Origin of the sequence: Devosia albogilva (assembly GCF_042685625.1) — a bacterium.
GTDB classification, from domain to species: domain Bacteria; phylum Pseudomonadota; class Alphaproteobacteria; order Rhizobiales; family Devosiaceae; genus Devosia; species Devosia albogilva.
This window is the reverse complement of the sequence record NZ_JBHUNP010000001.1, coordinates 2,398,829-2,425,106: the sequence shown is the minus strand read 5'-3', so window position 1 is coordinate 2,425,106 and position 26,278 is coordinate 2,398,829. Positions and strand designations below refer to the sequence as shown.

Sequence of the window (26,278 nt, the reverse complement as noted above, 5' to 3'; positions counted from 1 at the left end):
AGGACGGCCGGTCAACGCAACCTTGTATGGAAGAATAAACGAAAGCTGATGCTTTTCGTTGTCCGGGGAACCGCGTACAAGCGAAAGCCAGCCGAAACGGAGAACCAGATGCCGAAGGACAATGTCGATATTCTTGTGATCGGCGGGGGCATCAATGGCGTCAGCGTCGCCCGCGACGCGGTGGGCCGCGGCTTCACCGTTGCCCTGGCGGAAATGAACGACCTCGCCTCCGGCACCTCGTCGGCCGCGACCAAGCTGGTACATGGCGGCCTGCGCTATCTCGAACACTACGAGTTCCGGCTGGTTGCCGAGGCGCTGGCGGAGCGGGAGGTCTTGTGGGCCGAAGCGCCGCACATCATCTGGCCGCTAAGGTTCGTGCTGCCGCACCACAAGGGGCTGCGCCCTGCCATCGTGCTGCGGGCGGGCCTCGCCATGTACGACAATCTCGGCGGCCGGCGACTGCTGCCGGCGACCAAAACACTGGACCTCACCCGGCATGAGACCGGCAAGCCGCTGAAGCCCGGCTATCGGCTGGGATTCGAGTATTCCGACTGTTGGGTGGATGACGCGCGTTTCGTGGTGCTCAACGCGCGCGATGCCGCGGATCGCGGTGCCGACATCCTGGTGCGCACCAAGGTGGCCTCGGCACGGCGCGACAATGGCGGCTGGGTTGCGACACTGGAAGGCCCGGATGGTCAGCGCGAGGTTCGCGCTCGATTGCTGGTCAATGCCGGCGGCCCCTGGGTCGACCAGGTCATCAACGGCGTGGTGCACAACAACGGCAAGCGCAATGTCCGGCTGGTCCAGGGCAGCCATATCGTTGTCCGCAAGCTCTACGACCACGACCGCTGCTACATCTTCCAGAACGCCGATGGGCGCATCATCTTTGCCATTCCGTACCAGGACGATTTCACCCTGATCGGCACCACCGATCGCGACTACCACGGCGATCCCAAGGATGTGGCGATCACGCCGGAGGAGACCGCCTACCTGCTTTCTGCCGCGAGCGAGTATTTCGCCAAGCCGGTCACGCAGGACCAGATCGTGTGGAGCTATTCCGGGGTGCGGCCACTGTTCGACGATGGCGCCAGCGCCGCGCAGGAAGCGACGCGCGATTATGTGCTGAAGGTCGATGGCGACATCGCCACGGGGGCCATGGTCAACGTGTTCGGCGGCAAGCTCACGACCTCGCGGCGGCTCGCCGAGTCGGTGATGGAGAAGATCGAGGGCGTGCTCGGCCAGCGCGGCAAGGCATGGACCAAGGGCAGCACCTTGCCGGGCGGCGACTTCGGCCCGCTCGAATTCGAGCCGCAGGTGCGGCGGCTGCAGCTCGACTATCCGCAACTCCCCCCTGCCCTGCTTCGCCGGCTGATGCGGCTCTATGGGAGCAAGGCGCGGGTGCTGCTCAGCGAGCGGCGGACGGTGGAGGCGCTGGGGGAAAACTTCGGGTCGGACCTCTACGCGGCCGAGGTCGACTACCTCGTTGCCAACGAATGGGCGAAGACGGCACAAGACGTGTTGTGGCGGCGCACCAAGCTGGGGCTGCGGGTCAGCGCCGACGACACGGCGCGGCTCGACGCCTATTTGGCGCAGTAGGGTACCAGGGGAGGAATCATGAGCGGATTTGTGCTGGCGATCGACCAGGGAACGACTTCGTCGCGGGCGATTGTGTTCGATGCCGAGCGCAGGATCGTGGGGGTCGGGCAGCGGGAGTTCACGCAGCTTTTTCCGCAGGACGGCTGGGTTGAACACGACCCGGAGGAGATCTGGGAGAGTGTCGTCTGGTCGGTGAAGACGGCGCTGGCCCAGGCCGGGATCGGGGCCGGGCAGGTCGCGGCGCTCGGCATCACCAATCAGCGGGAGACAACGCTGGTGTGGGAGCGCGCCACCGGCAAGCCAATCCACAACGCCATCGTCTGGCAGGACCGTCGCACCAGCCGGCGCTGCGCGGAGCTGAAGGCGGCGGGGCACGAGGCGACGATCACCCGCAAGACCGGCCTGTTGCTGGACCCCTATTTCGCCGGGACCAAGCTCGAATGGCTGTTGGACAACGTGGACAGTGCGCGGGAGCGTGCGCAGGGCGGCGATTTGGTGTTCGGCACGGTCGACACCTTCCTGATCTGGCGGCTGACCGGCGGCAAGGCCCACGCGACCGATGCGACCAATGCGGCCCGCACCCTGCTGTTCGACATCGCCAAGAACCAGTGGGACGCTGAACTGCTGCAGTTGTTCGGCGTGCCGGAGCAGATGCTGCCGGAGGTGAAGGATTGTGCGGCGGACTTCGGCGCTACGGACCCGGCGATGTTCGGGGCGGCCATCCCGATTCTCGGGGTTGCCGGTGACCAGCATGCCGCCACTATCGGGCAGGCCTGCTTCGAGCCGGGCATGCTGAAATCGACCTATGGCACTGGGTGCTTCGCGGTGCTCAACACCGGCACCGACCTCTGCCGCAGCGAGAACCGGCTGCTGACCACCATCGCCTATCGGCTCGATGGCGTGACCACCTACGCGCTCGAAGGCTCGATCTTCGTGGCCGGAGCCGCGGTGCAGTGGATACGCGATGGGCTGAAGCTGGTGCAGCATGCGAGCGAGACCGGACCACTCGCGGCACAGGCCGACCCGGGTCAGCACGTCTATATGGTGCCCGCTTTCGTCGGGCTCGGGGCGCCCTGGTGGGATGCAGACGCGCGCGGCGCCATTTACGGGCTGACGCGCAACACCGGACCAGCCGAGATCGCGCGGGCGGCGCTCGAATCCGTGTCGTATCAGACGCGGGATCTGCTGGAGGCGATGCGCAAGGACTGGCGCGGCGGCGGCGACACGGTGCTGCGCGTCGATGGCGGCATGGTCGCTTCCGACTGGGCCATGCAGTTTCTCGCCGACATCCTGGATGCGCCGGTGGACCGGCCGGTGATCCTCGAAACGACTGCGCTGGGTGCGGCCTGGCTTGCCGGCTCCCGCGCGGGAGTGTGGCCGGGCATGGCGGAATTCGCGGCGAGTTGGGCGCGTGACCATCGCTTCGAACCGCAGATGGATGCGGCGGTTCGCGAGCAGAAGGTGCGGGGCTGGGACGCGGCCGTGCGCCGGACGCTGACGCAGTAGGGCGCTACTGCATCCAGGCCTGGAAGCTGCCGCCGGCGATCATGGCCCAGTACACCTTGCCGCTGCCGGTGCGGGCGGCCGCGAGGCCGAACTCCGTAAAGCGGTGGCTCAGGAGGGTCGAGCGGTGGCCGGAGGAGCCGAGCCAGCCTTCGATGGCGGCGGGCAGCGTGGCGTAGCCCTTGGCCACGTTCTCGCCGACCGCTCCCATATAGCCGGCGGCGGTGACGCGTTCGCGCAGAGTGGTGCCGAGATCGTGGCTGAGGGTGTCGCGGCTGGCCATCAAGCGCGCCTGGGCGCGGGCGGCATCCTCGAGACGGGTGTTGTAGGTCCAGGGCGGAGCGCCATTGGCCCGGCGCGTCGCGTTGATCGCCGCCACGATCTCTTCGTCGGAAAGGGTCTCCGGGGAACTTGCCAGCTTGGGCAGGACCGGCACCGTCGTGGAGCAGGCGGCGAGCGCAGCGGCGGCGCCGAGGACGAGGAAGTGGCGTCGCTTGAGGACGGACATCGAGGCTCCGGATCAGGCCCGATCATAGGCCGCGAGCAGCGGCGGCAGGACGGCAAGGTCGGTGGTGATGGGATTGCCGGCGGCCAGGTCCCAGCAGACGCTGAGACCGGAATGGGCGGCGGCATAGCCGAGGATGCGTTTGCGGTTGAAGCCGAGGCGTGCCGCGAAGATATCGGCCATCTGCGCGATGCGGCGCGGATCGGCCGCAAGGTTCGTCGCACCCTGTGGGTTGCGGAAGGCGTTCGCCACCTCGTAGGCGGGGTCACCGATCAGTCCCTTGGGGTCGATGGCGAGCCATCCGCGGTCCGAGGAGAGGATGTTGTCGTGGTGGAGATCGCCATGCAGCGGCACCTGCGCGGCGGGCTTGTCGAAGAGCTTCAGGGCGATGCCGCTGGCGCGGGCATAGAGATCGCGGGCGGTGTGCGGCCAGGCGCGGACATCGGTATCGAACAGGGCCTGGAAGCGCTGGCGCAGCGGCATCAGACCTTCAGGAGCGTCGGGGCGGGGGCGGTGCAGATTGCCGACCACCGTAGCGATGGCAATGGTCGCCTCCTCGTCATGGCCGGCCCGGACGGCATCGCCGAGTGTCTTGCCGTCGAGCCACTCCATGAAGATGGTGTCGCCATGCATGTCGAACATGGTGGCCGCGCCGTCGCCGCCGTACCATTGCAGCAGGCGGGCACCCCTGCCCTCTTCTTCCGATACATCCGGCTTGAGGATCTTGAGGGCGGCGAAGTTGCGGCCGTTCTGCTCGACGCGGAAGATCCAACTGCGTGGCGTTTCCGTCACCGGCGTGGACTTGGTGAGCGACCAGCGGATCATGGCGCGGCTGAGCGCCGTCTCGACAGGCGACTGATTCATGGCCGGCATTAGAACAGAAGCGGAGGGATGTTGCGACGGCATGTCGCCTGTTGACGGCGAAAGGTGATGGAATTGCGGCGTTTGCGCTTCAGTAAGGTTGACGCTTGGCAGGACGGAAACCCTGACTCGCACCGCCGACGGCAAGGAAACCGCTGTTTACCTATTTGGGGCGCACACTCTCCTCAGGCGCAGGAACGATGAGGAGGTCGAGATGGCGCATCCCGGCATCGAAGACGATCCGCGGCGGCTCCGAGATATCGTCGCGACCGACGAGGAAAGGCCGAGCTGGAGTCAGCAGCTCGCCAATGGCCTGGGCGGGCTGATGCTGCTGCTCGTGACCGGCGTGGTGATCGTGCTGCTGGTGCTGTGGCGGTCTCCCTAGCTGATGCGGTAGGCATCCTTGGCGGCCTGGTAGCTCAGGTGACGAGCGATATCGCTTGCCGATGAGCGGGTGAGACGATGCTCGGCGACCCAGTTGGCGAGGAAGCCTGCGACCTCGCGGCGCCACACATCGTGGCGGGCCGGGATGGATAGCAGGGCGCGCGTGTCGTCGTTGAAACCGGCCAGATTGTAGAAGCCGGCGGTTTCCACCACCTGGTCGAGATAGCGGCGGATGCCCTGCGGCGAATCGTGGAACCACCAGGGCGGGCCGATCATCAGCGACGGCCAGTAGCCGGCCATCGGCGCAAGCTCGCGCGCATAGGTGGTTTCGTCGAGTACGAACATGATGATGCGCAGGTTCGGCTCGTTGCCGCAGCGCGACAGCAGCGCCTTGAGCCCCCCGACATAATCGGTGGTGCCCGGGATGTCGGCACCAAGGTCAGGGCCGCGCTCGGTGAACAGCAGCGGATCGGTGTTACGGCGTGAGCCGGCGTGGATCTGCATGACCATGCCATCGTCGACCGACAGCAGCGCCATCTCGGTCAGCATCTGGGCACGGAACAGTTCGGCGTCGTTGGCGTCGTGACGGCCGGCGAGGATTCTGTCGAGCAGCGCCTGCTTTTCGACCAGCGGCAGATCGGCGGTATTGGCGGTGGGAACGCCGTGGTCGGTGGCGACGGCGCCGAAGCGGCGGAAGTATTCGCGACGCTTCCTGTGGGCGTTGATCAGCCCTTCCCAGCGCGTGATGTCTTCGCCGGTCAGTTCGCCGAAGCGCTTGAGATTGTCGACAATGGCGGGGCGGCTTGGGTCGGTGACGTCGTCGGGGCGATAGGTGGTGCGGACGCGGCCGATGGTGCCGGCAGACTCCATCTTCTGGTGGTGCACCAGCGGATCGAGGGCGAATTCCGTGGTGGCGATCACTTCCACCCTGGCGCGATCGAGGATGGCGTGCGGCAGGAGTTCCGGCGTGGCGAGAGCCGCGTCGATGGTGTCGTAGATGCGGTCGGCCGTCTCCGGCGACAGTTCGTCGGTGATGCCGAACGCCCAATGGAGCGAATGGTCGACCCAGGTCTTGGACGGGGTGCCGGCGAACAGGTGGTAGTTTGCGGCCAGCAGCCGCCAGGCCGCCCTGCCCTCGGCGACCGGTTTGCCATCCTTGCGGGGCACGCCGAGATCGTCATAGCTGAGGCCGCGGCTGCGGAGCATGCGCAGCACGTAGTGGTCGGGCGTCAGGAACAGCGCGGCCGGATTGCTGAAGCGTCCGTTCTCGGCGAACCAGGATGGATCGGTGTGCCCATGCGGGCAGATCAGCGGCAGATCCGCCACCTCCGCATAGAGCTCGCGGGCGATGCCGCGGGCGGGCTCGGCTGAAGGAAACAGGCGATCGGGGTGCAGGTGCGCTGGCTGGGTCATGCAGCCGTTCTGCCACGACAGCACGACGAGATCAACGACTTCCATACAAGATGCGGATCGATCGCATTTATCTCGAATTAACCGCATCTGAAGCTCGGCATTCGACCCGCGCTGGGCAGAGAGTAGGCTCTGGGCAAGGGTGAGAAACAGCGCAAGGCGGCTGCCCACAACTGCCGGTCGGCGACCGGCCAGCAAGGGGGTGCCAGATGGCCAATCTCGATACCCATGATCCCACACTTGTCGAGTCGGCGAGGCGGCTCGCGCGGCGTGCAGGCCGCATTGACCACACACAGCGCATGCTGGTCGCGGCGGGACTTTCTGCCATGGGCATCGTGGCGGTGGCTGCAACCATGCTGGGGATGGTGCTCTAGCCAGCATACCCCCAGCGCATGGCTGGCTTGACCGATCGAGCCCTACCCGATGACCGCTCATGGGCCCATCTAGGGGTCATGAAAGCGGCCCGGAAATGTTGATCGGGTCCATCCAAGGAGTTGGTCATGAGCGCCCTGCGCAACAATCGTCTGTTTGCGACTCTCGGTACCATCGCCGATGTGTTCGGCAGCGCCGCCGCTGCCGCCGCGGCTGTGGAAGCGGGTCGGACGCCCAAGGCCAAGCACCTGAGGACCCTCGGTATCGACGCCGACGCTTTCCGTCGGATCGAGCGGCTCTAGTCTCCCCGACGCGGGGCGCCGTCCCTCCCTCCCGGCGACCCGCGCCGAGCCCGGTCCGTACGTCAGAGAGCCCGGATGCCAGCAATGGTGTCCGGGCTTTTTCTTGGCCGGAACCGATGGCGCCGCCTGCCTGTTGGATGGGCATAGCGAAGGAGATCGCCATGGCCGACAAGGACATCAAGAGCAAGCCGGCACCGCTCGAGACCGATCCGGGTGAGCAGCAGGACGACAACATCGACGATCTGGGCGACAAGCACGGCGGTGGCAAGCAGGAGCAGCCGGGCGGAAGCGGCACCGACAAGGACCGCAAGCGCTGAGGCGCACGTCTCCGTCACCCACGGCAGGGCGAGGAACGAACTCTCCCCGCTGCCGTTCAGACCGGGCCCGACACCTGGACCAATGCCCATGATCCCCGCGAATCCTACCCGGCGCCATGCTGCGCCGGGCTGCCCTAGTGCGTGGCCTACCAGACGGGGGCGGCCGCTATGATCACCCCACGCGCCACCTACCGCCTGCAGCTCAACAAGGACTTCACCTTCGCCGATGCCCTGGCGCTGGTGCCCTATCTCGAGGAGCTGGGGGTCAGTCACGCCTACCTGTCGCCGATCCTCAAGGCGCGAGCCGGCAGCACGCACGGCTATGACACGGTCGACCATACGCAGCTCAACCCCGAACTCGGGACCATGGCAGAATTCCGCGCGTTGGCGGATGCGCTGCACCAGCGGGGCATGGGCGTTCTGCTCGACTTCGTGCCCAATCATGTGGGTGTCGGCGGCAGCGAGAACCCGATCTGGCTCGACCTGCTGAAGCATGGGCAGGCGAGCCGCTATGCCGAGTGGTTCGACGTCGACTGGTCCGCGGGGCGACCGGGAGCGACTGGCAAGGTGCTGGTGCCGTTCCTGGGCTCGACCTATGCCGAAGCGCTGGCGGCGGGGCAGATCCGACTCAAGTCCGATGGCGAGGATGGCTTCGCCGTCTGGGTCTATGACAACGACAAGCTGCCGGTGCGGCCGGAGGATGCAGCGGCGCTGGTGGAGCAGTATGGCAGTGCCGATGCTGCCGTGACGGCGCACACCGGCCACGAGGGCGATTTCGCGAGTTGGGGGGCGCTCGACCGGCTGATTGCCAGCCAGCACTGGCGGCTGGTGCATTTCGGCGCTGGCGGCGACGAGATGAACTATCGCCGCTTCTTCGTGAACAGCGAACTCGCCGGCATCCGCATCGATCGCGACGAGGTCTTCGAGCATGCCCACCGTCTGGTGTTCGAGCTGATCGCCGAGGTGCTGGTGGATGGTCTCAGGATCGACCACATCGATGGGCTGCTCGATCCCAAGCGGTATCTGGAGCAGTTGCGGGCGCGGTCGCCGCGGCCGATCTGGTTGCTGATCGAGAAGATACTGGCGCCGCACGAGCAGTTGCGGCCGGACTGGCCGGTGGATGGCACCACCGGGTACGAGGCTGGCGCAGAGTTGATCCGGCTGGTCACTCGGGCGGAGGCGGAACCGGCACTGACGGCAGCCTATGCTGACTTCGTGGGCGAGGTCACGGAGCCGGACCAGGAGGAGTACCGCACCAAGCTCCGGGTGATGGACAACGAACTCGCGGCGGAGCTGGAATCGCTGGCGAAGCGCTTCGCAGCGCTCGCCTGGTCTGTGCCGGAGACGCGGGACCTGACCGAGTTGCAGATGCGGCGGGTGCTGCGCGAGACCGTGGCGCATCTGTCGGTTTATCGCACCTATGCCGATGGCGAAGGTGTAAGCAGCCGGGACCGGCGAGAGATCGGCCGGGCGCTGGCGTTGGCGCGGCGGACGCAGCCGCAGGTACAGCCGATAGCGTTCGATTTCGTCGAGAGGGTCCTCTGCGGCACGCTCGAGGGCGGATATGACCCGGAGGCGCTGCGCCTCGCCCGGGGGCGGTTCCAGCAGTATAGCGGGCCGGTGATGGCCAAAGGTCTCGAGGACACCACCCTCTATCGCTACAACCGGCTGGTGTCGCTGAACGATGTCGGGGCGCATCCGGACCGGTTCTCGCTTTCGATCGCGGCGTTCCACGACAGCAATCGCCGGCGGCTTGTGACACATCCAAGTTGCATGATCGCGACATCGACGCATGACACCAAGCGTGGCGAGGATGTGCGCGCCTTCATCGCTGCGATAGCGGATGAGCCGGAGCTTTGGGGCGAGGCGGTGAACCGCTGGCGGCAGCGGCTTTCGCCGGCGGCGGACGCGGTACATCCGAACGATCTCTACCTGCTGTTTCAGTTGCTGGTCGGCGGCTGGCCCGTAGGGGACGTGGGAGACGAGTTTGCGCAGCGGCTCAAGGACGCGATGATGAAGTCGGTGCGCGAGGCGCGGGAGCGCAGCGACTGGGGCGTGAACAACACCGGGTATGAGGAGCAGGTATTCGGGCTGATCGACGCCCTGCTCGGTGACGCAAGGTTTCTCGAGGATTTTCACCCGGTGCGCGAGCGCATCCAGGCTGTCGGGCGGCGCAAGGCGCTGGTGCAGGCGGCACTGAAGCTGACCATTCCCGGCGTGCCGGACATCTACCGCGGAGGCGAAGACTGGGAGCAGAGCTTCGTCGACCCCGACAACCGCCGGCCGGTGGATTTCGCGCGCCTGAAGGAGCGGCTGGCCTCACCGGAAAAGAACCGGGACGAGAAGATTGTGCTCACCCGGACGCTCCTCCGTCTGCGTTGCCGGTTGCCGGAGGTGTTCTCTGCGGGCAGCTACGAGCCCATTGATGCTGGTGAGGACATCATAGCCTTCCGCCGCAGCCATGGGGACAAGTCCGTGGTGGTGATCGCCGACCTGTCACGTGGGCACAGCACAATGCTGCCGCAGTTGGCGGACCTGCCCACCGCCTTTGGATCGACGGGAGGGCCGGTCTGGGTGCTGGCGAGCGCGTGAGAGGCTTCGCTGCTGACGGCTCGCTGACAGGATGCTGACGACCGGCGGCTGAGATTTTGGTGTTGGAACAATCAGCTAGCTGGGCAGTTGAGGGTGAAACGAACGAACTCTGCTGGAGAACCAGAATGGTTGCCCTCTTGATCGCCGCCGCCCTGCTCTGCCTCGCCATGCCCGCCGCGCTTCTGGCGGCGCTGTTCTACAATGACTACGAGGCTCGCCGTGCCCAGCAGGGCATCGACGCGCTGGCCGAAGCAGCCGTGCGGCACGGTCTGTAGGGCTGGAGGGTCTTGGGAAAATGGTGCCCGGGACCGGAATCGAACCAGTGACACGCGGATTTTCAATCCGCTGCTCTACCAACTGAGCTACCCGGGCAAGGGCTCTTCCGGCGTGCCGGTTGCGAGCCACGCGGCCTTATAGGGGAAGGGTTTGTAGGGCGCAAGCGTGAAAAGAAGCGCTTGCATGGGTCAGGTTCGAGCCTGTGGAAAGGCCGCTCTCGGTGGCCTCTCCCTCGGAAAGGGCGAGAGGACTCCGCGCTCCTTGCTACTCTTCCTCCTGGTAGTCGGCGTCCTCGTCAGTATCGCCCGAGTCGTCGCCGCGGGCGGGGATAACGTAGGTGCCGCTGAGCCAGCGGTTGAGGTCGATATCGGCGCAGCGCTTGGAGCAGAAGGGCTTGAACTCTTCCACCGTGGGCTTGCCGCAGATTGGGCAGCGCTTCTCGGCCATCAGACGCCCGAAAGGCTCGACTGATTGAGCCAGTTGAAGTGAACGGGGTAGCCCTCGCCGGCGAGCAGTTGGGCCACCTCATGCAAGGGCAGGCCGACCACGGCGGAATAGGAGCCCACCAGCTTGACCACGAAAGCGCCGGCAATGCCCTGGATGGCATAGCCACCCGCCTTATCGCGCCACTCGGCGCTGGCGAGATAGGCCTCCATCTCCTTGCTGGTGAGACGCTTGAAGCGGACGCGGGTTTCCACCAGCCGCTGGCGGCGTGCGCCGGAGGGCGTGAGCAGGGTCAGTCCGGTATAAACGCGATGGGTGCGGCCGGAGAGCATGTGGAGGCAATCGGACGCCTCTTCCATGGTCTCCGCCTTGGGCAGCACGCGGCGACCGACGGCAACCACGGTGTCGGCGGCGAGCACAAGCGCCCCCTGCCCAAAGCCGGCGGAGCGGGCCTTGTGCTGGGCGGTCAGCGCCTTGAGTTCGGCGAGGCGGATAGCCAGGTGCCGCGGCAGCTCGCCCTTTTCCGGCGTTTCGTCGACATGGGCCGGCACCAGGTGCTCGGGCTCGATGCCGATCTGATTGAGCAGGGCAAGGCGGCGCGGCGAGGCGGAGGCCAGGATCAGGTCCGGACGGCTGGCCATGGGCGCGGCTTACTTGAAGCGGTAGGTGATGCGGCCCTTGGTCAGGTCATAGGGCGTCATTTCGCACAGGACCTTGTCACCGGCGAGGACACGGATGCGGTTCTTGCGCATGCGGCCGGCGGTGTGGGCGATGATTTCGTGATCGTTCTCGAGCTTCACGCGAAAGGTCGCGTTGGGAAGCAATTCCGTTACCACGCCCGGAAATTCGAGCACTTCTTCCTTGGCCATACTGTCTCCAGAAAAGACCCCGCGCACACATTCACCGGGCGCCGGGGTCGAAAAGCGCGCGGAACCTACTCGAATTCAGGGACTTTGTGAACCACCGGAAACCAATGGCTCGAGGCGCTCGCGCACCTTGAGGCGCAACTGGTCACGAAGTTCACGATAAGCGTTGAGGACGAGGTCACGGCTACCCTCGACCAGCGACGGGTCGGGGGTGGGCCAGTGTTCGACGGCGCCCGCTTCGAGCCCCTTCTTCGCCACGGCATCGGGAGCGTCGTCCGAGAGGGTGACGACGAGGTCGAAGCGGTTGGCGACGAGTTCATCCAGAATATGGGGGGTGTGCACGCTCATATCAACGCCGACCTCCTCCATGACTTCATGGACGAAGCTGTCGGCCTTGCCGCCGTCGACGCCCACGGAACGGGCGATGATGCGGCCGGGAAAGGCCTGGCGGGCGAGCGCGGCGGCCATGGGCGAACGGACCGAGTTCATCGAGCAGACAAAGAGCACGGTCGGCAACTCGCTCTTGGATTCGTCGATCCGGCTGGCATAGGGCTGCACGGCGCAGATCAGGGTGAACAGGCGCCGGGCGGTGTTGAGGTCGATGATCAGCTTGTTGTGGAGCCGAGTGCGCAGCAGTTCGGCCGCCTCGTTGTGCATGCCGCGGCGCGCCATGTCGACGGTTTCGATCTGAAAGGGCTGCGCCGAGCGGATGGCCTCGTAATAGGCCTCGCGAATCCGGAAATAGTCGCGGATGAGCCGGCGGAACGGGGTGAGCGAAAGGTAGTGCGCGGCGATCGGCTGGAAGGTCTCGGGATGGCGGACGTCGAGGACGATGGAGTTGCCGATGATCGAGACGTGGAGGGCGAAGGGCCCTTTGGCGTCGACGCGAGCGGGGCGGAAGGAATTTTCCTCGAGCAGGTCGTAGATGGCGATGCGCCACTCATGCACCTCGTCGGGGTCGATCGAGGTGATGGTGTTGGGATCAAGCGTGACGGTCACCAGGCGATCGCTGTCGGAAGGCTTCGCCTGGGCCTCCATCGAGATGCTCAACGGTTGAGCCTAATGGAGATGGAGCGCCCGTGGCCGTCGAGCGCCTCGACTTCGGCGATGGCGACGGCCGCCTCCGCCAGGGCCGAGAGCGAGGTCGGATCGCAGCCGAGGATGGAGGTGCGCTTCATGAAGTCGAGCACGCCGAGCCCGGAGGCGAAGCGTGCCGAGCGGGCGGTGGGCAGCACGTGGTTGGAGCCGCCGACATAATCGCCGATGGCCTCGGGGGTGTGGTGACCAAGGAAGATGGCACCGGCATGCCGGATGGCCGGCAGGATCGACTGCGGATCATCGAGCGCCAGCTCCACATGCTCCGAGGCGATGCGGTTGGCGAGGCTGGCGGCCTCCTCGAGGGAAGCGACCGTGATGATGGCGCCGAACTCTTCCCAGCCCTCGCGGGCGATCTGCTGCTTGGGCAGAAGCGAAAGCTGGCGGTCGACCTCGGCGGCGACGGAGTCGGCGAGGCCTTTTTCCGTGGTGACGAGGATGGACTGGGCGCCACCGCCATGTTCGGCTTGGGCAATCAGGTCGGCCGCAATCCAGGCCGGATTGGCGGAGCCATCGGCGATGATGAGGACTTCGGAGGGACCTGCAATCGAGTCGATGCCTACCTGGCCGAACACCTGGCGCTTCGCCGCCGCAACATAAGCATTACCTGGACCGACGATCTTGTCGACACGGCCAACGGTTTCGGTGCCATAGGCCAGAGCAGCAATCGCCTGGGCGCCACCGATTCGGTAGATCTCCGTCACGCCAGCGATCTGCGCTGCCAGCAGGATGGAGGCGCTGATCTGGCCGCCAGGGGTTGGCACGGCCAAGGCGATACGCTCGACGCCGGCGAGCTTGGCCGGCACGGCGCCCATGATCACGGTCGAGGGATAGGTGGCGAGCCCCCCCGGGACATAGATGCCAACGGCATCGACCGGGGTCCAACGAGTGCCAAGCGTTACTCCGAGCGCGTCCTGGTAGACGTGGTCTTCGGGCTTCTGCTTCTCGTGATGGGCTCGGATGCGATCATGCGCCGTCTGTAGCGCCGTCCGCACCTCTTCGGACACCTGTGCGGAAGCCTGCTCGATTTCTTCGGGCGAAATACGCAGGTCGGCGGCCGCGAAGTTGGTGCGGTCGAACTTGTTGGTCAGTTCCAGGACTGCCGCATCGCCACGGGCGCGCACATCGGCGATGATGCGGGAAACGGTGTCGCTGACGTCTTGGCTGGATTCGCGCTTGCTATCCAGGAGGTCCTGGAAACGCGCATCGAAATCGGAATCGGCGGTATCGAGACGAACGGGCATGGCGACCTAGTCGAGGGCGTGACGGGGCTGGCCGGCGGCGGCCCAGGCGGCGCCGAGGTCGGTCAGGCGGGCTTCAACGTAGTCGACGCCGAGCCGGATGGTGCCGCCACCGGCGAAGCTGAGCTCGATGATGCCGGCGGGCGCGTCTGCCGGGGTGAAGGTAATGGCCAGCAGCTCCAGCACCCCGTCGGCAGCGTTGGGATCGAAGCCGGCATAAGCCACATGGCCAACGGCATCGAAATGCAACGCCGCGCGCTTCCGCAGGCCCTTGCTGCGGCGCCCGCCGACCGAGGTCCAGTCGAAGCGGTTCATGAGGAGGGCGAAGCGCCGGTCGGCCCGGGCATAGCCCATGTCGGCGACACGGACCACGGCATCCTGCACATGGGCAGAAATGATCTGCAGATCTTCGATGTCGAGCGCAATGAGCTTCAGGTCGGTCATGTTCGGCCTTGAGTCTGGGGTGAGCGGCGACAGCCTCGGTCTACAGCGTGAACACGATATGGGCAATGTGGCTGCAACGGGCAAGCGGCGATGGCCGCCGGGTTCGGCCCGTCGGTTCGGTTGAAGGCGGAGCCCCGAGGCGGCGGCGCCTCTGAGATTTTATTTAGTGAGACGACATCGCCTCGGGGCGCCGGGATTTTAGAACGGGGCGCGACGACTCCATTTCGGACAGGGGGTGCGGGCCTTACCGCACCTCGCCGAACCTGAGCGGCTCACCCAGAGCCCAGGGAAAGAGGGACCTCCCCCTGCCCGGCCGTCCTTCCGCCACTGGTCGCGGCAGGCCGCCCCATGCGGAAGAGATGAGGGGGAGTATGCATGAGGTGGAGTATGCATGAGGTGGAGGGGCTGGGGATAAGGGGGATAGATTCGAGGCTGGTGTTTGCCGGCCCCCACCTAACCTCCCCCGCGAGCGGGGAGGGACGAGGCGGTGGGTGGTTGGGCAGCGAGGCAGGCTCGATGCAGCCCCTCCCCCGTTCGCGGCGGAGGTTGGGTGGGGGCGTGCCGCGAGCTCACGTTCCCTGCATCCAGCCGATGGCGGCGCCGGTGGGGTCGCGGAGGACGCAGACGCGGCCGATACCCTCGACGTCATGGGGCGGGCGGATGGCGGTGGCGCCGTGTTCGAGGGCGGTGGCGAAGCGCTCGTCGATGTCGGTGACTTCGATGAAGGCGATCCAGTAGGACTGGGTGGTTTCCACGTCACCGGTTTCGAGCGCGCCGAGACCGCCGACCATCTCCTCGCCGGACCAGATGACGGCATAGGGCTGGCCGTCGAGCTCACGCTCCCGAAAGCTCCAGCCCAGCGTGGCACCGAAGAAGGCCTTGGCCTTCTCGACGTCCGTGGTCAGCAGCTCGTTCCAGACGAAGACGCCGTGCTTTCTTGCCATCAACCCCTCCCCTCGGTCGTGATCGCGGGGAGAGGTTAGGCGATGCGCTGGCGTGGCGCCAGCCGGCGGATCAGCCGGAGACGCGTTCGATCTCGGCGCCGCAGCGGGAGAGCTTGTCTTCGAGGCGCTCGAAGCCGCGGTCGAGATGATAGATGCGGTTGACCACGGTTTCGCCGCGGGCAGCGAGGCCGGCGATGACCAGCGACACCGAGGCGCGCAGGTCGGTGGCCATGACCTGAGCGCCCTTGAGCTGCGCCTTGCCGCGGATGGTCGCGACCTGGCCATCCACCGAGATATCGGCGCCGAAGCGGGCGAGTTCGGCCACGTGCATGTAACGGTTCTCGAAGATGGTCTCGCGGATCTGCGAGGTGCCGGAGCTCATGGTCATCAGGGCCATGAACTGGGCCTGCAGGTCGGTCGGGAAGCCAGGGAAGGGCTCGGTTTCGACATCGACCGGCTGGATGCCGTTGCCATTGCGGTGGACGCGCAGCCCATCGGCTTCGGCGCTCAGGGAGACACCGGTGCGGGCGAGGATGTCGAGGGCGGACTGCAGGTGCTCGGCCCGGGCGCCGCGCAACAGGACGTCCCCGCCGGTCATGGCCGCAGCCATGGCGAAGGTGCCGGTCTCGATGCGATCGGGGATCACCTGGACGGTGGCGCCATGGAGCTTTTCCACGCCCTCGACGGTGAGGGTGCGGGTGCCGATGCCTGAGATTTTCGCGCCCATGGCGACGAGGCACTCGGCGACATTGGTGATCTCGGGCTCCTGGGCGGCGTTCTCGATCACCGTGGTGCCCTGGGCCAGTGTGGCGGCCATCAGGATGGTGTGGGTGGCACCGACGGAAACCTTGGGGAAGCTGACGGTCGCGCCCCTGAGCCCGCCCTTGGGGGCGCGGGCGACGACATAGCCTTCGTCGATGTCGATTTCGGCGCCGAGCTGGCGGAGACCGAACAGGAACAGGTCGACCGGGCGGGTACCGATGGCGCAGCCGCCGGGCAGCGACACGCGAGCCTCGTGGCAGCGGGCGAGCAGCGGGCCGATGACCCAGAAGCTGGCGCGCATCTTCGAGACCAGATCATAGGGGGCGGTGGTGTCGACGATGTCGGCGGCATGGAAGGTCATGCGCTGGCCCACGCCCTCGGCCTCGCCGCGGCGGCGGCCGTGAACGGCAATGTCGACGCCGTGATTCTCGAGGATGCGCTCGAGCTGCTTGACGTCGGCGAGGCGCGGCACGTTCTCGAGCACCAGCGGCTCATCGGTGAGCAGCGCGGCAATCATCAGCGGCAAGGCGGCGTTCTTGGCGCCCGAGATGGGGATTTCGCCCCGAAGCTCGTTGCCACCCACCAAACGAATTCGATCCATGTTTGTCCTGGTCCTGAATGGCGACCCTTGTGGGGTCTGCTACCTGAAAGGGAGGTAGGCCAAGTCTTCTTTGTCCCGTAGACCAGACTCGCCGCGCTCAGCGTATGTACGATGCGAACAGTTCGCCCGAAATTGGTTTACGGTTTCTTGACCGTGCCCGGTTCGGGAGCCGCAGGAGGTTCAGGCGCCAGCGCATCGCGATCCGATCGCGCCCGCGCCTGAGTCTTGCGGCGCTTGAGGTTCTCTCGAAGCTTTGCGGCCAATCTTTGCTCACGCAACAGGGCCTGTTCGGACTTGCTCATGCTGTGCCCGAGTCTGGTGTTCGGCATCGGGGTGCTCATAGGCGCTTTTTGGCCTTGCGTCGAGCGGGGGGCTATGGCAGTAGAGCCCCCGTTCCGCCGGACGGCCAAGCCCCGGCAGATTTTCGCTGCCGTAGCTCAGTGGTAGAGCACTCCCTTGGTAAGGGAGAGGCCGTGAGTTCAATCCTCACCGGCAGCACCAGTTTCCTGCTTGTCTGCTGTTACCGTCGTTGCGATCGGTGCCCACCGGGTTGCCTCCGGGGGGCTTCTGGTGTCCTGATGGCGCTGCCCGCCATTTTGCCAGGACCAACCGATGAAGACCTACAGCGTGCCCGGGGCCGGGTTGAGCGTGCCGAGCCTGGTGCTCGGGCTCATGCGCATCGCCGAGATGGAGGATGCCGCGATCCGTCGTCTGTTCGACACGGCAGTCGAGGCGGGAATCACGATGCTGGATCACGCCGACATCTACGGCGGCGCGCCGCATCGGAGCGAATCGCGGTTCGGCGAGGCAGTTCGGCTGTCGGCGGCGGAGCGCGAGCGCATCCAGATCCAGAGCAAGGTGGGCATCCGCAGCGGCTATTTCGATTTCTCGGCCGAGCACATCCTCAAGTCTGTGGACGAGTCGCTGGCGGCCCTGCGGACCGATTACCTCGACGTGCTGTTGCTGCACCGGCCGGATGCACTGGTGGAGCCGGAAGAGGTGGCGGCCGCGTTCGACACGCTTCAGGCCGCCGGCAAGGTGCGGCATTTCGGGGTGTCCAATCATACGCCGGGACAGATCGAGCTGTTGAAGACGGCCGTGCGGCAGCCACTGCTGTTCAACCAGATGCAGTTGAGCCTGACGCATGCCAACCTGATCGCCCAGGGGATCGCTGCCAATATGGGCGAGCTCGAGCAGTCGGTGTCGCGTGACGTCGGGCTGCTCGACTACAGCCGGCTCAAGGGGATGACGCTGCAGGCGTGGTCGCCGTTCCACGCCGGGCGAGGCAAGGGGATCTTCCTTGGCGACTACGATACCTACCGCGAACTCAACGAGACGTTGGACCAACTGGCAGCGCAGTACGGGGTGACGCCGACCGGCATTGCCATCGCCTGGATCGTGCGGCACCCGGCCAATATCCAGGTGGTGCTGGGCACCACGCGACCGGAGCGGGTGCGCGACAGCGCCGCCGGGGCCGACATCCGGCTGACTCGCGAGGAGTGGTACCGACTGTTCCGGGCGGCGGGGCATACCGTGCCCTAAGCGCGGCTGCCCAAACGAAAACCGGCGCTCCGAAGAGCGCCGGGGGCGATAAACATTACTTCGTGCTGAAAATATCTGACCGGGGGCGCGGTCAGATCCAGTACGGGGCTACGCCGTAATAGTCGTAGACCCGGCGGCCGTTCTCGGCCGTCCAGTAATCGTCGTCATTGTCGCGATCGTAGCGCGGCGCGCCCTCGAGCTGCTCCTTGGTCACGTCCACCCGGTAGCCACCGAGGCTTTCGTCGTAGTTCAGCTTGGACCAGGGCAACGGATAGTGTTCGTGACCGATGCCCATGAAGCCGCCGAAGCTCAGCACGGCGTAAGACACCTTGCCGCTGCGCTTCTCGACCAGAATGCGTTCGATCGAGCCGATATGCTCGCCGCGCGGATCGAAGACCTTGGTGCCTTCCACCTTGTCGGAGGCGATGAGGTCATGGGTCTCGTGGACGTCGGCGTCAGCCTTGCGGATGTCGTCGTAAGCCATCTCTGACTCCTCTCGTTTGCGGTGTGCAGAAAGAACGCATGCCCTGTGGCGTGGTTCCCCGATCACCGGTCCGAAGCGGAACCGTGATCGGGCCACTGCATTGAGCTTTCGACGGCTTTTTTCTTGCCGAAGGAGAGTGCTATGGCTTTCGACAGCCTCAAGGATCGCCAGGGCGGCAAGGAACGGTTGCGCCCCATGGAGATCGCCCACAACTCCCTGTTCACCGCGCGCGAAAAGATCGCGCTGCTCAACGAACTCAAGGCGGAAGTTACAGGGGCGCAGCAGGAAGGCGATGATCTCGGCATCGACGCCGAGGAGATCGACGCCGCTATCGCCGAAGTGCGCGAGGGCGTGCAGTCGGGGGTGGGCGCAGACACCGTATTCAAGGGAGATTACTGATGGCGACGGCGCCCAAGGCCCCTACCCCCACCGTGGCCGAGGTGGATTTCCTGACCGACGAGAACGGTGCGCGCGTGGACGTGCCGGATGGCTCGCAGCTCAAGGTGGCGAACGAGCATGAACCGACGGTGGGCTCTACCGGGCCCACGAACTGGTGGCTCTATGGGCTGATCGGCATGGCGATCGTGATCGCGCTGTTGTTCGTGCTGCAGCTGTTCAACGGGGCGCCGAGCACCGAGGTGCAGCCGGGCACGCCCACGGCTGCACCGGTGGTAGAACCGGTGGCTCCGCAGAGCTGACGGGCACGGCGCTCCAACAAAAAAGGGCCACGCGATGCGTGGCCCTTTTGCTTAGTGCGGCTGGATCAGCCCTGGATGGGCGAGAGCTGGATCTCGACGCGGCGGTTCTGGGCGCGGCCGGCTTCGGTGGCGTTCGAGGCGATCGGGGCGGTCTCGCCCTTGCCCTCGATATAGAAGCGGCGCTGGTCGATGCCCTGGCTCGACAGGATGGTGGCCACGGCAACAGCGCGGCGCTGGCTGAGGCTGAGATTGTAGGCGTCGTCGCCCTGGGAGTCGGTGTGGCCGTAGACGTCGACAATGGTCTTGTCGAACTTCTTGAGCACCAGCGCAACGGAGACGAGCGTCGAGTTGAACTGCGGCTGCACCGTCGAGGAATCGGTGGCGAAGGTGATGTTGGACGGCATGTTGAGAATGATCTGGTTGCCGACGCGGGTGACCGACACGCCCGTACCCTGGAGCTGGGCGCGCAGTTCGGCTTCCTGCTGGTCCATGTAGGAGCCGATGGCCGCACCGGTGAGGCCGCCGACACCGGCGCCGATCAGGGCGCCGACGCGCGGATCACCGCCCACTGCAGCGCCAACCAGCGCCCCGGCAACGGCGCCGCCGCCGGCGCCGAGCAGCGTGCCGCCCGCGGTGTTGGAGAGCTGAGACTGGCCGGTATAGGGATTGGTGGTGGTGCAGGCGGTCAGCGCCAGCGTGGCCGCGAGCGCGACCAGGAACTTCGACTTCTTCAATGTATCCCCCTGAAGGATTCGTTCGGTGGCCTTGGTGGCCGCGGAATACGGCAGCACCGTGGTAAGACTATTGCCCTCGTCGTCAGCTAGATGAACAACGATGAACGCTGGCTGAACGGCTGATGACCGCTCTCAGGTGTGGGCCCAGCCGCCATCCACGAGGAATTGCTGCGCTGATATCATTGAACTGTCATCGGCGGCGAGGAAGAGGGCCATGCGGGCAACGTCGTCGGGCATGACGCGGCCGGCAAGTGCCTGGCTCTGGTCGAGCTGCTTTTCGCCCTCGGCATCGAGCCAGAGGGTGCGCTGACGCTCGGTCATCACCCAGCCCGGCGCGATGGTGTTGACGCGGACGCCGGACTTGCCGAGTTCGCGGGCCATGGAGCGGGTGAGGCCATGGATGGCGGCTTTGGCGGTTTCGTAGATGGGGATGCGCGGCGACATCACCATCCAGCTGATCGAGCCGAAGTTGATGACGGCGCCGCCGCCGGCCCGGATCATGCCGGGCGCGACGGCCTGGATGGCGAAGAAATAGTGCTTGAGATTGACCGCCATGCGGTCGTCCCAATAGGCGGGGGTCGCCTCGGCCCAGCCATGACGCTCGTCGTGGCCGGCATTGTTGACCAGCACCAGAGCGTCGCCGTGGGCTCCGGCGAAGCCGTCGATGGCAGCCTGGTAGGCGGTGATGTCGGTGATGTCGCAGCGGGTGAAGCGGACGGCGTGGCCGGCGGCGGTGAGCTCGGAGGCGAGGCGCTCCCCGGCTTCATCGGCGATGTCGACAAAGCCCACCCGGGCGCCCTGGGCGGCGAAGTTGCGGACCAGCGACTCGCCGATGCCGGAGGCGCCGCCGGAGATGACGACGGGCCGGTCGCACAGGCTGGGATAGTCGGCGAAGTTGGTCATGGTCAGAGGTCCGCGATCGGTGGGCTTTGGTTCTTGGTAGCGTTCCTGCGGGCGGGCTGCAAGTGCAGGTGAGGTACGTACCTCAAACGGTCTGCGGAGGGCTGACGGATGGTATGGGGTCGATGAGGGGGCGACACCCCCACCCTTGATCCCTCCCCACAAGGGGGAGGGAGACGATGAACATTGGAGCTTTCCCTCGAGGCAGCGCTCGCTTGTCTCCTCATCTTCCGCTTGGATGGTGCGGTACCCCCACCTTACCTCCTCCTGGGAGGGGGAGGGGTTGAGAGATCGGAGAGGGGAGACATTGTGCCGGTGGAGAGTGGATCGCCGGGACGGGCCCGGCGATGACGAAGGAGCGGGGAAGCTCTCGGTCAGACGGGCTCGCGCGCCTCGGTGCTTTCGAGCAGGGTGAGGATGTCGTCGACGCGTTGGAGGTAGCTGGCTTCCATGGCGAAGTTCAGGGTGATGAACTCGCGGTTGGGCACGAAGGTGCAGAGGTTGGCGCTGGGGTGGAAGGAGCCGACATAGACGGGCTCCACCAGGCTTTTGGTGAGATTGCCGTACATGCGGTGCGGCGGCACCAAGGTCAGCACCACGTCGGTGGACCGGTTGTAGCGGAACAGGCGGTCGCTGAAGAGAAAGGGCAGCACCCGGGCCGTCTTCCGCATCATGCCGAACATGCCCATGATCATGAGCTGGAAGGTGGTGGTGTCCTTGGCTTCCACCTCGGTCAGGGTCTGGTCGATCCCGCGGACATAGTCGACGAAATCGCCCTTGACCTGGAACTTGGTCTCGAGGGCACGGACGCGGAACTGGTCGTCGTCGTCTTCGAAGCGCTCGGAATTGTCGAGCATGGTGTAGGCGGCGGAGATCACCTTGGCCTCCGGGCCCTTCTCGGCGACGTTGAGCGCCTGGGTGATGAGGCCGAACATCAGCGCGCGCTGGCGCACGCCGAGCTTGTTGGCGACGGCGCGGATGCGCGAGCGTTCGATGGCGAGCGAGCGGAAGCCGAGCTGCTTTTCCGGCACCGGGGTGGCATGGGCAAGAATGACGGTGAGAGCCGTCATCATGAAGGAGCCGAGCGCCAGGCCGAACCGGCGCTTGAGCGGGATCTTGGTCTTTGTGGGCCGGGTGGACACCGAACTGCGCGCGATGGAGTGCGAACGCGTCAGCAGCGAGGAATCGTGGCCCTCGAGCAAAGCATGGCTCGAGCGCACCAGCACGGCAGCGGAGCGGCCCTGGGCGTCGGGGCCGCCACGGCGGGTGACGGCATAGACCCGGAACAGCGGCAGATCCTTGCGCTCGAAGATGTCGAGCCCCTTGCCCAGCCACTTGTCCGGGTACTCGTCGAGTTCATCGACCTCGGCCACCGAGGTGATGGCATCGAGAATGTGCTTGGGAAAGGGTTGCCCCGGCAGGGCGCCGACGAAGCCATGCGTCAGTTGCGGCGCGAGCGACACCATTTCGGCGACGAAATTGTCGAGCGCCTGCTTGTCGAGCGGTGTCCTGGAGAAGGCAGTGAAATAGACGGTGTTCTTGGAGTGGTAGAGATACCACTGGAAGTTGGTGAACAGGGCCTGCGGATTCTTGCGGACGGCGCGGGCGGCCCAGAGCAGGGCCTCGTCATGCTCCGCGGCGGTATTACTGCCGGAAAAACTCTTCACAATAAACGTCCCCCCTGGTCCTCTGGACCATGATGGGAGCGTAGTAATTCGCGCTGAAACCGGCAACACCCCCTGTTTGGGCGGGTTAATGCCGCATCATCTTGATTATCGGGTGTGGCTGGCGTGCCACCCTGACGCATTGGCAAGCGGTGAGGCACACTTTAGAATGGCTCTCAAGATTTCGCCTCTCCGTGAGGCGATTCAAGGGCTTAGCTTCCGACCCGCAGCCACTTGACCTAGGTCAACGCGCAAGGCCGGAGACTGGAAGACAAGAGTGCCAGCCAAGCAAGCCGGCGCAAGAAGGACGAGCCTCATGGACTATCGCGGCATATTCGAAGATGCGGTCGACGCGCTGCGCGCCGAAAAGCGGTACCGCGTGTTCGCCGATCTCGAACGGATCGCCGGGCGCTTCCCCAATGCCATCTATCGCGACGATTCGGACAATGCCCGCGAGATCACCATCTGGTGCTCCAACGACTATCTGGGCATGGGCCAGCACGAAAAGACCGTGACGGCGATGCAGGAGGCCGCAGCCAAGCTCGGCGTCGGCGCCGGTGGCACGCGCAACATTTCCGGCACCAACCGGCCGCTGGTCGAGCTCGAGCGTTCGCTCGCGGACCTGCACCGCAAGGAAGCGGCGCTGGTGTTCACCTCCGGATTCGTTTCCAACGAGGCGGCGATCTCGACCATTGCCCGGCTCCTGCCGGACTGCATCATCTTCTCCGACCAGCTCAACCACGCCTCGATGATTCAGGGCGTGCGCCAGTCGGGCATGGAAAAGAAGATCTTCCGCCACAACGACGTCGCGCACCTGCGCGACCTGCTGGCGGCGACGGACCGCAAGCGGCCGAAGCTGATCTGCTTTGAATCCGTCTATTCGATGGATGGCGACATCGCCCCGATCAAGGAAATCTGCGACCTGGCCGAAGAGTTCGGCGCGCTGACCTATATCGATGAAGTGCATGCGGTGGGCATGTACGGACCGCGCGGCGGCGGCATTGCCGAGCGCGACGGGCTGATGGACCGGATCGATGTGATCGAAGGCACGCTCGCCAAGGGTTTCGGCGTGATGGGTGGCTATATCGCTGCCAACAAGTCGATCATCGACGCAGTGCGTTCCTATGCGCCGGAGTTCATCTTCACCACTGCCCTGCCCCCGGCGCTCTGTGCGGCTGCCCGCGCCTCGATAGAGCACCTCAAGGCATCCGACCATGAGCGGCTGATGCACCAGCGTCAGGCGCGGCTGACCAAGGCGATCCTTGCCGATGCCGGCCTGCCGGTGATGGACACGCCGACCCATATCGTGCCGGTGCTGGTGGGTGACGCGCGCCAGTGCAAGGCGGCCAGCGACATGCTGCTCGACAAGCACAACATCTATATCCAGCCGATCAACTACCCGACGGTCCCGAAAGGCACCGAGCGCCTGCGGATCACCCCGACTCCGCTGCACACGGACGAAATGATCTTCGCGCTGCGCCATGCCCTGGTGAGCGTGTGGACCAGCCTTGAGCTGCCGCGTGAGAAGGCCGATGCGGCGATTACCGCAAACAAGCTGACCAGTGGCGACCTGACGCTGCCGACGGTGGGCGGGTGATTGTTGGACCTCGTCCACTCGGGCGTGGGCTCCAGGTAGGCGACTGGCTGGAGCATTGCGCTCAAGTCGCACCCGGTGTCATCCCGCGTAAGCGAGGATCCATCCTTAGGTATCTCACATCCACCTGGCGGCCGTTCCGGCATCTCGGGATGGGCCCCGGCTCAAGGCCGGGGTGACATCGGAGGTGTGGGAAGTGTGGGGCCCCATGGAGAAATCCATGAGGGTGAACCCCTCACCCCTGACCCCTCTCCCCGGAGGGGCGAGGGGAAGATGGAGCCGATAGGCTCGCGTACTGCTTCATACTTCTCTGCCACTGGCCCTTCTCACCTCTCCCCTGAGTGGAGAGGTCGACGCGGAGCGGCGGGTGAGGGGTTTACCCCCGGTGTTCTTGCCGTGAAGGTGAACCCCTCACCCTACCCTCTCCCCTCAGGGGAGAGGGGCGAAGGAACGGATAAGTTGGAGGCTGGGTGGCAGCAGCCCCTCACCCCTGCCCCCTCTCCCCGGAGAGGTGAGGGGAAGAAGGAGCCGATGGGCTCGCGTTTCTTCTGCTGTTTCCGCCACCGACGCCCCCGCCAGCGCAATGGACCTTTGGTCGCAGTTGAAGTTCCGTGTCCCGCGGCCGATGTAGGTAGTGGGTTCTAGAACCCTGTTCCGAAAACACTTTTTCACGCTCCGCATGTGCGAGAAGCGAGGAGGTATGCCGTTATGTCCGCCCTGAGGCAGTGTCCATCATGTGCCGAGCCGTGGCCCCGGGCCGCCGTGCGCTGCCCATGGTGCCGCGCCACCGTCGAAATGCCGAGCCGCGTGCCCGAACACCTCTATGCGGCGCCGGGACGGAGGGCCGGAGAGACAGGGCGGCCGGTGCCGAGAACAGAGGCACAGACGTAACGCCCTGCCGGCACAAGCCTCTCAGGATCGGCCCCGGCTCGAGGCCGGGGTGAGGTCGGAGGCAGATCAGCGCTCGACCACGAGTTCGAAGACCACGTCGGCCCGGTCGGCCGACGTGGCCACGAGGTCGTAGTTGGGCAGGTCGTTGCGGGCGATGTGGGCGCGGTTGCGCTCTTCGGTGAAGAGGCCGTGTTCGGCGTGGCGCCGGAGCAGACGCGCCTCGACGAGGTCCCGCGGCACGTCGAGATAGACGGCGTAGTCGAGCAGCGGGCGGACGCCGGCCCAGGGTGGGCTGGGCAGCAGCAGGTAGTTGCCTTCCACGATCAGCACGCCGACTTCGGGCGCAACGGTGAAGGCGTCGTCGACGACGTCCTCGATCTCGCGCGAGTAGCCGGGGCCACTGACCCGGCCGGTGGCGGATTTGAGGTGGTGGAGGAAATCGACGAAGGCGGCGCCCTCGAAGGTGTGGGGCGCCCCCTTGCGGTGGGTTTCCTGCAGCGCCTCGAGCTTGGCGTGACGCATGTGGAAGCCGTCCATCGGCACCAGAGCGGCAGAGCCGGTGCGCACAACGTTGAGCAGGTTGACGAGTTCGGCCGCCAGCGTCGACTTGCCGGCGCCGGGCCCACCGGCAAGGCCGATGGCGATGCGATGCCCGTCCGCTTCCGACTGCATTTCGGAGATGTGCGGCACGAGGCGCTGCAACGCCTCGGCGGGGGTGAGGCGAAGGCGCTCGGCCATCAGCGGCGCCGGGTGAGGCGCAGCAGCAGCCAGATGGGGATAACGACGGCTGCACCGGTAAGAATGTAGCTGCCGATGTGGCGGAACTCACGGAAGCCGTCGCGCAGGGCATCGCGGAAGATGTCGACGGCGCCGCGCACGAGGTCGCGGACATCGAAGCCGAAGCTCTGCATGACGAAACCGACCAGGAGCGAGACGATCACCAGCCGGAGGATGACGCCGGCGGGATTGCCCCCGAAGAGCCGCTCGCCGAAGGAGCGGGATGGGCGATCGGTAGTGGTGTCGGTCATGTGAAAGCTCCCTTCCGGCGCAATGGATATCATATAGGCTTTGTGGCGATTTGCAGAAGAGCGCGCGCTTGAGTCTATTTGCGGCATCACCCCCCTCCCAGCCTCCCCCGCAAGGGGGGAGGTGCCGTTGCGGTGGCTGGGGCGAGATCGATACCCCCACCCTTGATCCCTCCCCACACGGGGGAGGGAGACGATGAACACTGGCAGCACAGCCCTGCGCCTCCCTCC

30 protein-coding genes and 2 tRNA genes are annotated in these 26,278 nt (G+C 65.8%); 13 read left to right on the top strand and 19 right to left on the bottom strand.

Annotated elements, in window-relative coordinates:
• Positions 1-108: 108 nt before the first annotated feature.
• Both glpD and glpK read left to right on the top strand, forming a co-directional pair.
• Complete coding sequence (gene glpD, locus ACFSX5_RS12195; RefSeq protein ID WP_386833753.1) at positions 109-1,596, top strand: glycerol-3-phosphate dehydrogenase; 1,488 nt, start codon at positions 109-111, stop codon at positions 1,594-1,596.
• Positions 1,597-1,614: 18 nt separating this feature from the next.
• Positions 1,615-3,102: a glycerol kinase GlpK gene (glpK, locus tag ACFSX5_RS12190; protein WP_386833752.1), complete on the top strand. Its 1,488-nt coding sequence runs from the start codon at positions 1,615-1,617 to the stop codon at positions 3,100-3,102.
• 4 nt (positions 3,103-3,106) lie between these two features.
• Here the strand turns inward: glpK and ACFSX5_RS12185 are convergent, their stop codons facing one another.
• Complete coding sequence (locus ACFSX5_RS12185; RefSeq protein WP_386833750.1) at positions 3,107-3,607, bottom strand: CAP domain-containing protein; 501 nt, start codon at positions 3,605-3,607, stop codon at positions 3,107-3,109.
• A 12-nt stretch (positions 3,608-3,619) separates the two neighbouring features.
• On the bottom strand, positions 3,620-4,468 hold the full coding sequence (locus ACFSX5_RS12180; protein WP_386833749.1) for an aminoglycoside phosphotransferase family protein: 849 nt from the start codon (positions 4,466-4,468) through the stop codon (positions 3,620-3,622).
• A gap of 211 nt (positions 4,469-4,679) precedes the next feature.
• On the opposite strand from ACFSX5_RS12180, the gene ACFSX5_RS12175 reads away from it, so the two are divergent.
• Positions 4,680-4,850 (top strand): hypothetical protein, encoded by a 171-nt coding sequence (locus ACFSX5_RS12175; RefSeq protein WP_386833747.1) that lies wholly within the window; start codon positions 4,680-4,682, stop codon positions 4,848-4,850.
• Here the strand turns inward: ACFSX5_RS12175 and uxaC are convergent.
• Positions 4,847-6,262 (bottom strand): glucuronate isomerase, encoded by a 1,416-nt coding sequence (gene uxaC / locus ACFSX5_RS12170; protein WP_386833745.1) that lies wholly within the window; start codon positions 6,260-6,262, stop codon positions 4,847-4,849. The genes ACFSX5_RS12175 and uxaC overlap by 4 nt on opposite strands.
• Before the next feature lie 206 nt (positions 6,263-6,468).
• Between uxaC and ACFSX5_RS12165 the strand changes: the two genes are divergently transcribed.
• The 5 genes from ACFSX5_RS12165 (at position 6,469) to ACFSX5_RS12145 (ending at position 10,117) form a co-directional block, all read left to right on the top strand.
• Positions 6,469-6,633 (top strand): hypothetical protein, encoded by a 165-nt coding sequence (locus tag ACFSX5_RS12165; RefSeq protein ID WP_386833744.1) that lies wholly within the window; start codon positions 6,469-6,471, stop codon positions 6,631-6,633.
• Positions 6,634-6,759: 126 nt separating this feature from the next.
• Complete coding sequence (locus ACFSX5_RS12160; protein ID WP_386833742.1) at positions 6,760-6,933, top strand: hypothetical protein; 174 nt, start codon at positions 6,760-6,762, stop codon at positions 6,931-6,933.
• A 161-nt stretch (positions 6,934-7,094) separates the two neighbouring features.
• Positions 7,095-7,250: a hypothetical protein gene (locus ACFSX5_RS12155; RefSeq protein WP_386833741.1), complete on the top strand. Its 156-nt coding sequence runs from the start codon at positions 7,095-7,097 to the stop codon at positions 7,248-7,250.
• Between the two features lie 168 nt (positions 7,251-7,418).
• The gene (gene treY, locus ACFSX5_RS12150) at positions 7,419-9,842 is read left to right on the top strand and encodes a malto-oligosyltrehalose synthase (protein WP_386833740.1); all 2,424 of its coding nucleotides are present in this window, start codon (positions 7,419-7,421) and stop codon (positions 9,840-9,842) included.
• A gap of 125 nt (positions 9,843-9,967) precedes the next feature.
• A complete protein-coding gene (locus ACFSX5_RS12145; RefSeq protein ID WP_386833738.1) occupies positions 9,968-10,117 on the top strand; it encodes a hypothetical protein in 150 nt (49 codons plus the stop codon).
• A 21-nt stretch (positions 10,118-10,138) separates the two neighbouring features.
• On the opposite strand, the gene ACFSX5_RS12140 is transcribed toward ACFSX5_RS12145, so the two are convergent.
• From ACFSX5_RS12140 to ACFSX5_RS12095, 10 genes are all read right to left on the bottom strand, one after another.
• A tRNA-Phe gene (locus ACFSX5_RS12140) sits at positions 10,139-10,214 on the bottom strand.
• A 168-nt stretch (positions 10,215-10,382) separates the two neighbouring features.
• Positions 10,383-10,565, bottom strand: coding sequence for a DNA gyrase inhibitor YacG (gene yacG, locus ACFSX5_RS12135; RefSeq protein WP_386833736.1), 183 nt, complete (start codon positions 10,563-10,565; stop codon positions 10,383-10,385).
• Positions 10,565-11,203: a Maf-like protein gene (locus ACFSX5_RS12130; RefSeq protein ID WP_386833735.1), complete on the bottom strand. Its 639-nt coding sequence runs from the start codon at positions 11,201-11,203 to the stop codon at positions 10,565-10,567. Before ACFSX5_RS12130 ends, yacG begins: the two co-directional genes overlap by 1 nt.
• Positions 11,204-11,212: 9 nt before the next feature.
• On the bottom strand, positions 11,213-11,431 hold the full coding sequence (gene infA, locus ACFSX5_RS12125) for a translation initiation factor IF-1 (protein ID WP_046103343.1): 219 nt from the start codon (positions 11,429-11,431) through the stop codon (positions 11,213-11,215).
• Between the two features lie 75 nt (positions 11,432-11,506).
• Positions 11,507-12,478, bottom strand: coding sequence for a UPF0262 family protein (locus ACFSX5_RS12120; RefSeq protein ID WP_386833734.1), 972 nt, complete (start codon positions 12,476-12,478; stop codon positions 11,507-11,509).
• Positions 12,475-13,767: a histidinol dehydrogenase gene (hisD, locus tag ACFSX5_RS12115; protein WP_386833733.1), complete on the bottom strand. Its 1,293-nt coding sequence runs from the start codon at positions 13,765-13,767 to the stop codon at positions 12,475-12,477. Before hisD ends, ACFSX5_RS12120 begins: the two co-directional genes overlap by 4 nt.
• A 6-nt stretch (positions 13,768-13,773) precedes the next feature.
• Positions 13,774-14,208, bottom strand: coding sequence for a DUF2948 family protein (locus ACFSX5_RS12110; protein ID WP_386833731.1), 435 nt, complete (start codon positions 14,206-14,208; stop codon positions 13,774-13,776).
• 569 nt (positions 14,209-14,777) lie between these two features.
• The gene (locus tag ACFSX5_RS12105) at positions 14,778-15,152 is read right to left on the bottom strand and encodes a VOC family protein (protein WP_386833729.1); all 375 of its coding nucleotides are present in this window, start codon (positions 15,150-15,152) and stop codon (positions 14,778-14,780) included.
• Between the two features lie 70 nt (positions 15,153-15,222).
• Positions 15,223-16,515 carry a UDP-N-acetylglucosamine 1-carboxyvinyltransferase gene (gene murA, locus ACFSX5_RS12100; protein WP_386833728.1) on the bottom strand — a complete coding sequence of 431 codons (1,293 nt, stop codon included), beginning with the start codon at positions 16,513-16,515 and terminating at the stop codon, positions 15,223-15,225.
• Between the two features lie 137 nt (positions 16,516-16,652).
• On the bottom strand, positions 16,653-16,844 hold the full coding sequence (locus ACFSX5_RS12095) for a hypothetical protein (RefSeq protein ID WP_386833727.1): 192 nt from the start codon (positions 16,842-16,844) through the stop codon (positions 16,653-16,655).
• 97 nt (positions 16,845-16,941) lie between these two features.
• Here ACFSX5_RS12095 and ACFSX5_RS12090 point away from each other — a divergent pair.
• Both ACFSX5_RS12090 and ACFSX5_RS12085 read left to right on the top strand, forming a co-directional pair.
• Positions 16,942-17,016: transfer RNA gene (locus tag ACFSX5_RS12090), tRNA-Thr, on the top strand.
• Between the two features lie 111 nt (positions 17,017-17,127).
• The gene (locus tag ACFSX5_RS12085) at positions 17,128-18,057 is read left to right on the top strand and encodes an aldo/keto reductase (protein ID WP_386833725.1); all 930 of its coding nucleotides are present in this window, start codon (positions 17,128-17,130) and stop codon (positions 18,055-18,057) included.
• 91 nt (positions 18,058-18,148) lie between these two features.
• Here ACFSX5_RS12085 and ACFSX5_RS12080 read toward each other — a convergent pair whose 3' ends face one another.
• On the bottom strand, positions 18,149-18,541 hold the full coding sequence (locus tag ACFSX5_RS12080) for a PRC-barrel domain-containing protein (RefSeq protein ID WP_386833724.1): 393 nt from the start codon (positions 18,539-18,541) through the stop codon (positions 18,149-18,151).
• 141 nt (positions 18,542-18,682) lie between these two features.
• Here ACFSX5_RS12080 and ACFSX5_RS12075 point away from each other — a divergent pair, with 141 nt between their 5' ends.
• Complete coding sequence (locus tag ACFSX5_RS12075) at positions 18,683-18,940, top strand: hypothetical protein (RefSeq protein ID WP_386833723.1); 258 nt, start codon at positions 18,683-18,685, stop codon at positions 18,938-18,940.
• A complete protein-coding gene (locus tag ACFSX5_RS12070; RefSeq protein WP_386833721.1) occupies positions 18,940-19,239 on the top strand; it encodes a hypothetical protein in 300 nt (99 codons plus the stop codon). Before ACFSX5_RS12075 ends, ACFSX5_RS12070 begins: the two co-directional genes overlap by 1 nt.
• Before the next feature lie 65 nt (positions 19,240-19,304).
• Here ACFSX5_RS12070 and ACFSX5_RS12065 read toward each other — a convergent pair whose 3' ends face one another.
• The 3 genes from ACFSX5_RS12065 to ACFSX5_RS12055 form a co-directional block, all read right to left on the bottom strand.
• Complete coding sequence (locus tag ACFSX5_RS12065) at positions 19,305-19,973, bottom strand: OmpA family protein (protein ID WP_386833720.1); 669 nt, start codon at positions 19,971-19,973, stop codon at positions 19,305-19,307.
• A gap of 132 nt (positions 19,974-20,105) precedes the next feature.
• Complete coding sequence (locus ACFSX5_RS12060) at positions 20,106-20,876, bottom strand: SDR family NAD(P)-dependent oxidoreductase (RefSeq protein ID WP_386833719.1); 771 nt, start codon at positions 20,874-20,876, stop codon at positions 20,106-20,108.
• A 371-nt stretch (positions 20,877-21,247) separates the two neighbouring features.
• The gene (locus tag ACFSX5_RS12055; protein WP_386833717.1) at positions 21,248-22,540 is read right to left on the bottom strand and encodes a hypothetical protein; all 1,293 of its coding nucleotides are present in this window, start codon (positions 22,538-22,540) and stop codon (positions 21,248-21,250) included.
• 313 nt (positions 22,541-22,853) lie between these two features.
• Here ACFSX5_RS12055 and hemA point away from each other — a divergent pair, with 313 nt between their 5' ends.
• Complete coding sequence (gene hemA / locus ACFSX5_RS12050) at positions 22,854-24,134, top strand: 5-aminolevulinate synthase (RefSeq protein ID WP_386833716.1); 1,281 nt, start codon at positions 22,854-22,856, stop codon at positions 24,132-24,134.
• A 954-nt stretch (positions 24,135-25,088) separates the two neighbouring features.
• On the opposite strand, the gene ACFSX5_RS12045 is transcribed toward hemA, so the two are convergent.
• Together ACFSX5_RS12045 and ACFSX5_RS12040 are read right to left on the bottom strand one after the other, a co-directional pair.
• Positions 25,089-25,760 (bottom strand): hypothetical protein, encoded by a 672-nt coding sequence (locus ACFSX5_RS12045; protein ID WP_386833715.1) that lies wholly within the window; start codon positions 25,758-25,760, stop codon positions 25,089-25,091.
• Positions 25,760-26,050: a DUF6460 domain-containing protein gene (locus tag ACFSX5_RS12040; RefSeq protein WP_386833714.1), complete on the bottom strand. Its 291-nt coding sequence runs from the start codon at positions 26,048-26,050 to the stop codon at positions 25,760-25,762. The genes ACFSX5_RS12045 and ACFSX5_RS12040 overlap by 1 nt, the downstream gene beginning before the upstream one ends.
• Between the last annotated feature and the right edge of the window lie 228 nt (positions 26,051-26,278).

Excerpts from the sequence above, each read along its gene's own strand:
- glpD (WP_386833753.1), top strand. The coding sequence starts at position 109 with ATGCCGAAGGACAATGTCGATATTCTTGTGATCGGCGGGGGCATCAAT.
- glpK (WP_386833752.1), top strand. The coding sequence starts at position 1,615 with ATGAGCGGATTTGTGCTGGCGATCGACCAGGGAACGACTTCGTCGCGG.
- ACFSX5_RS12185 (WP_386833750.1), bottom strand. The coding sequence starts at position 3,607 with ATGTCCGTCCTCAAGCGACGCCACTTCCTCGTCCTCGGCGCCGCCGCT.
- ACFSX5_RS12180 (WP_386833749.1), bottom strand. The coding sequence starts at position 4,468 with ATGAATCAGTCGCCTGTCGAGACGGCGCTCAGCCGCGCCATGATCCGC.
- ACFSX5_RS12175 (WP_386833747.1), top strand. The coding sequence starts at position 4,680 with ATGGCGCATCCCGGCATCGAAGACGATCCGCGGCGGCTCCGAGATATC.
- uxaC (WP_386833745.1), bottom strand. The coding sequence starts at position 6,262 with ATGACCCAGCCAGCGCACCTGCACCCCGATCGCCTGTTTCCTTCAGCC.
- ACFSX5_RS12165 (WP_386833744.1), top strand. The coding sequence starts at position 6,469 with ATGGCCAATCTCGATACCCATGATCCCACACTTGTCGAGTCGGCGAGG.
- ACFSX5_RS12160 (WP_386833742.1), top strand. The coding sequence starts at position 6,760 with ATGAGCGCCCTGCGCAACAATCGTCTGTTTGCGACTCTCGGTACCATC.
- ACFSX5_RS12155 (WP_386833741.1), top strand. The coding sequence starts at position 7,095 with ATGGCCGACAAGGACATCAAGAGCAAGCCGGCACCGCTCGAGACCGAT.
- treY (WP_386833740.1), top strand. The coding sequence starts at position 7,419 with ATGATCACCCCACGCGCCACCTACCGCCTGCAGCTCAACAAGGACTTC.
- ACFSX5_RS12145 (WP_386833738.1), top strand. The coding sequence starts at position 9,968 with ATGGTTGCCCTCTTGATCGCCGCCGCCCTGCTCTGCCTCGCCATGCCC.
- yacG (WP_386833736.1), bottom strand. The coding sequence starts at position 10,565 with ATGGCCGAGAAGCGCTGCCCAATCTGCGGCAAGCCCACGGTGGAAGAG.
- ACFSX5_RS12130 (WP_386833735.1), bottom strand. The coding sequence starts at position 11,203 with ATGGCCAGCCGTCCGGACCTGATCCTGGCCTCCGCCTCGCCGCGCCGC.
- infA (WP_046103343.1), bottom strand. The coding sequence starts at position 11,431 with ATGGCCAAGGAAGAAGTGCTCGAATTTCCGGGCGTGGTAACGGAATTG.
- hisD (WP_386833733.1), bottom strand. The coding sequence starts at position 13,767 with ATGCCCGTTCGTCTCGATACCGCCGATTCCGATTTCGATGCGCGTTTC.
- ACFSX5_RS12110 (WP_386833731.1), bottom strand. The coding sequence starts at position 14,208 with ATGACCGACCTGAAGCTCATTGCGCTCGACATCGAAGATCTGCAGATC.
- ACFSX5_RS12105 (WP_386833729.1), bottom strand. The coding sequence starts at position 15,152 with ATGGCAAGAAAGCACGGCGTCTTCGTCTGGAACGAGCTGCTGACCACG.
- murA (WP_386833728.1), bottom strand. The coding sequence starts at position 16,515 with ATGGATCGAATTCGTTTGGTGGGTGGCAACGAGCTTCGGGGCGAAATC.
- ACFSX5_RS12095 (WP_386833727.1), bottom strand. The coding sequence starts at position 16,844 with ATGCCGAACACCAGACTCGGGCACAGCATGAGCAAGTCCGAACAGGCC.
- ACFSX5_RS12085 (WP_386833725.1), top strand. The coding sequence starts at position 17,128 with ATGAAGACCTACAGCGTGCCCGGGGCCGGGTTGAGCGTGCCGAGCCTG.
- ACFSX5_RS12080 (WP_386833724.1), bottom strand. The coding sequence starts at position 18,541 with ATGGCTTACGACGACATCCGCAAGGCTGACGCCGACGTCCACGAGACC.
- ACFSX5_RS12075 (WP_386833723.1), top strand. The coding sequence starts at position 18,683 with ATGGCTTTCGACAGCCTCAAGGATCGCCAGGGCGGCAAGGAACGGTTG.
- ACFSX5_RS12070 (WP_386833721.1), top strand. The coding sequence starts at position 18,940 with ATGGCGACGGCGCCCAAGGCCCCTACCCCCACCGTGGCCGAGGTGGAT.
- ACFSX5_RS12060 (WP_386833719.1), bottom strand. The coding sequence starts at position 20,876 with ATGACCAACTTCGCCGACTATCCCAGCCTGTGCGACCGGCCCGTCGTC.
- hemA (WP_386833716.1), top strand. The coding sequence starts at position 22,854 with ATGGACTATCGCGGCATATTCGAAGATGCGGTCGACGCGCTGCGCGCC.
- ACFSX5_RS12045 (WP_386833715.1), bottom strand. The coding sequence starts at position 25,760 with ATGGCCGAGCGCCTTCGCCTCACCCCCGCCGAGGCGTTGCAGCGCCTC.
- ACFSX5_RS12040 (WP_386833714.1), bottom strand. The coding sequence starts at position 26,050 with ATGACCGACACCACTACCGATCGCCCATCCCGCTCCTTCGGCGAGCGG.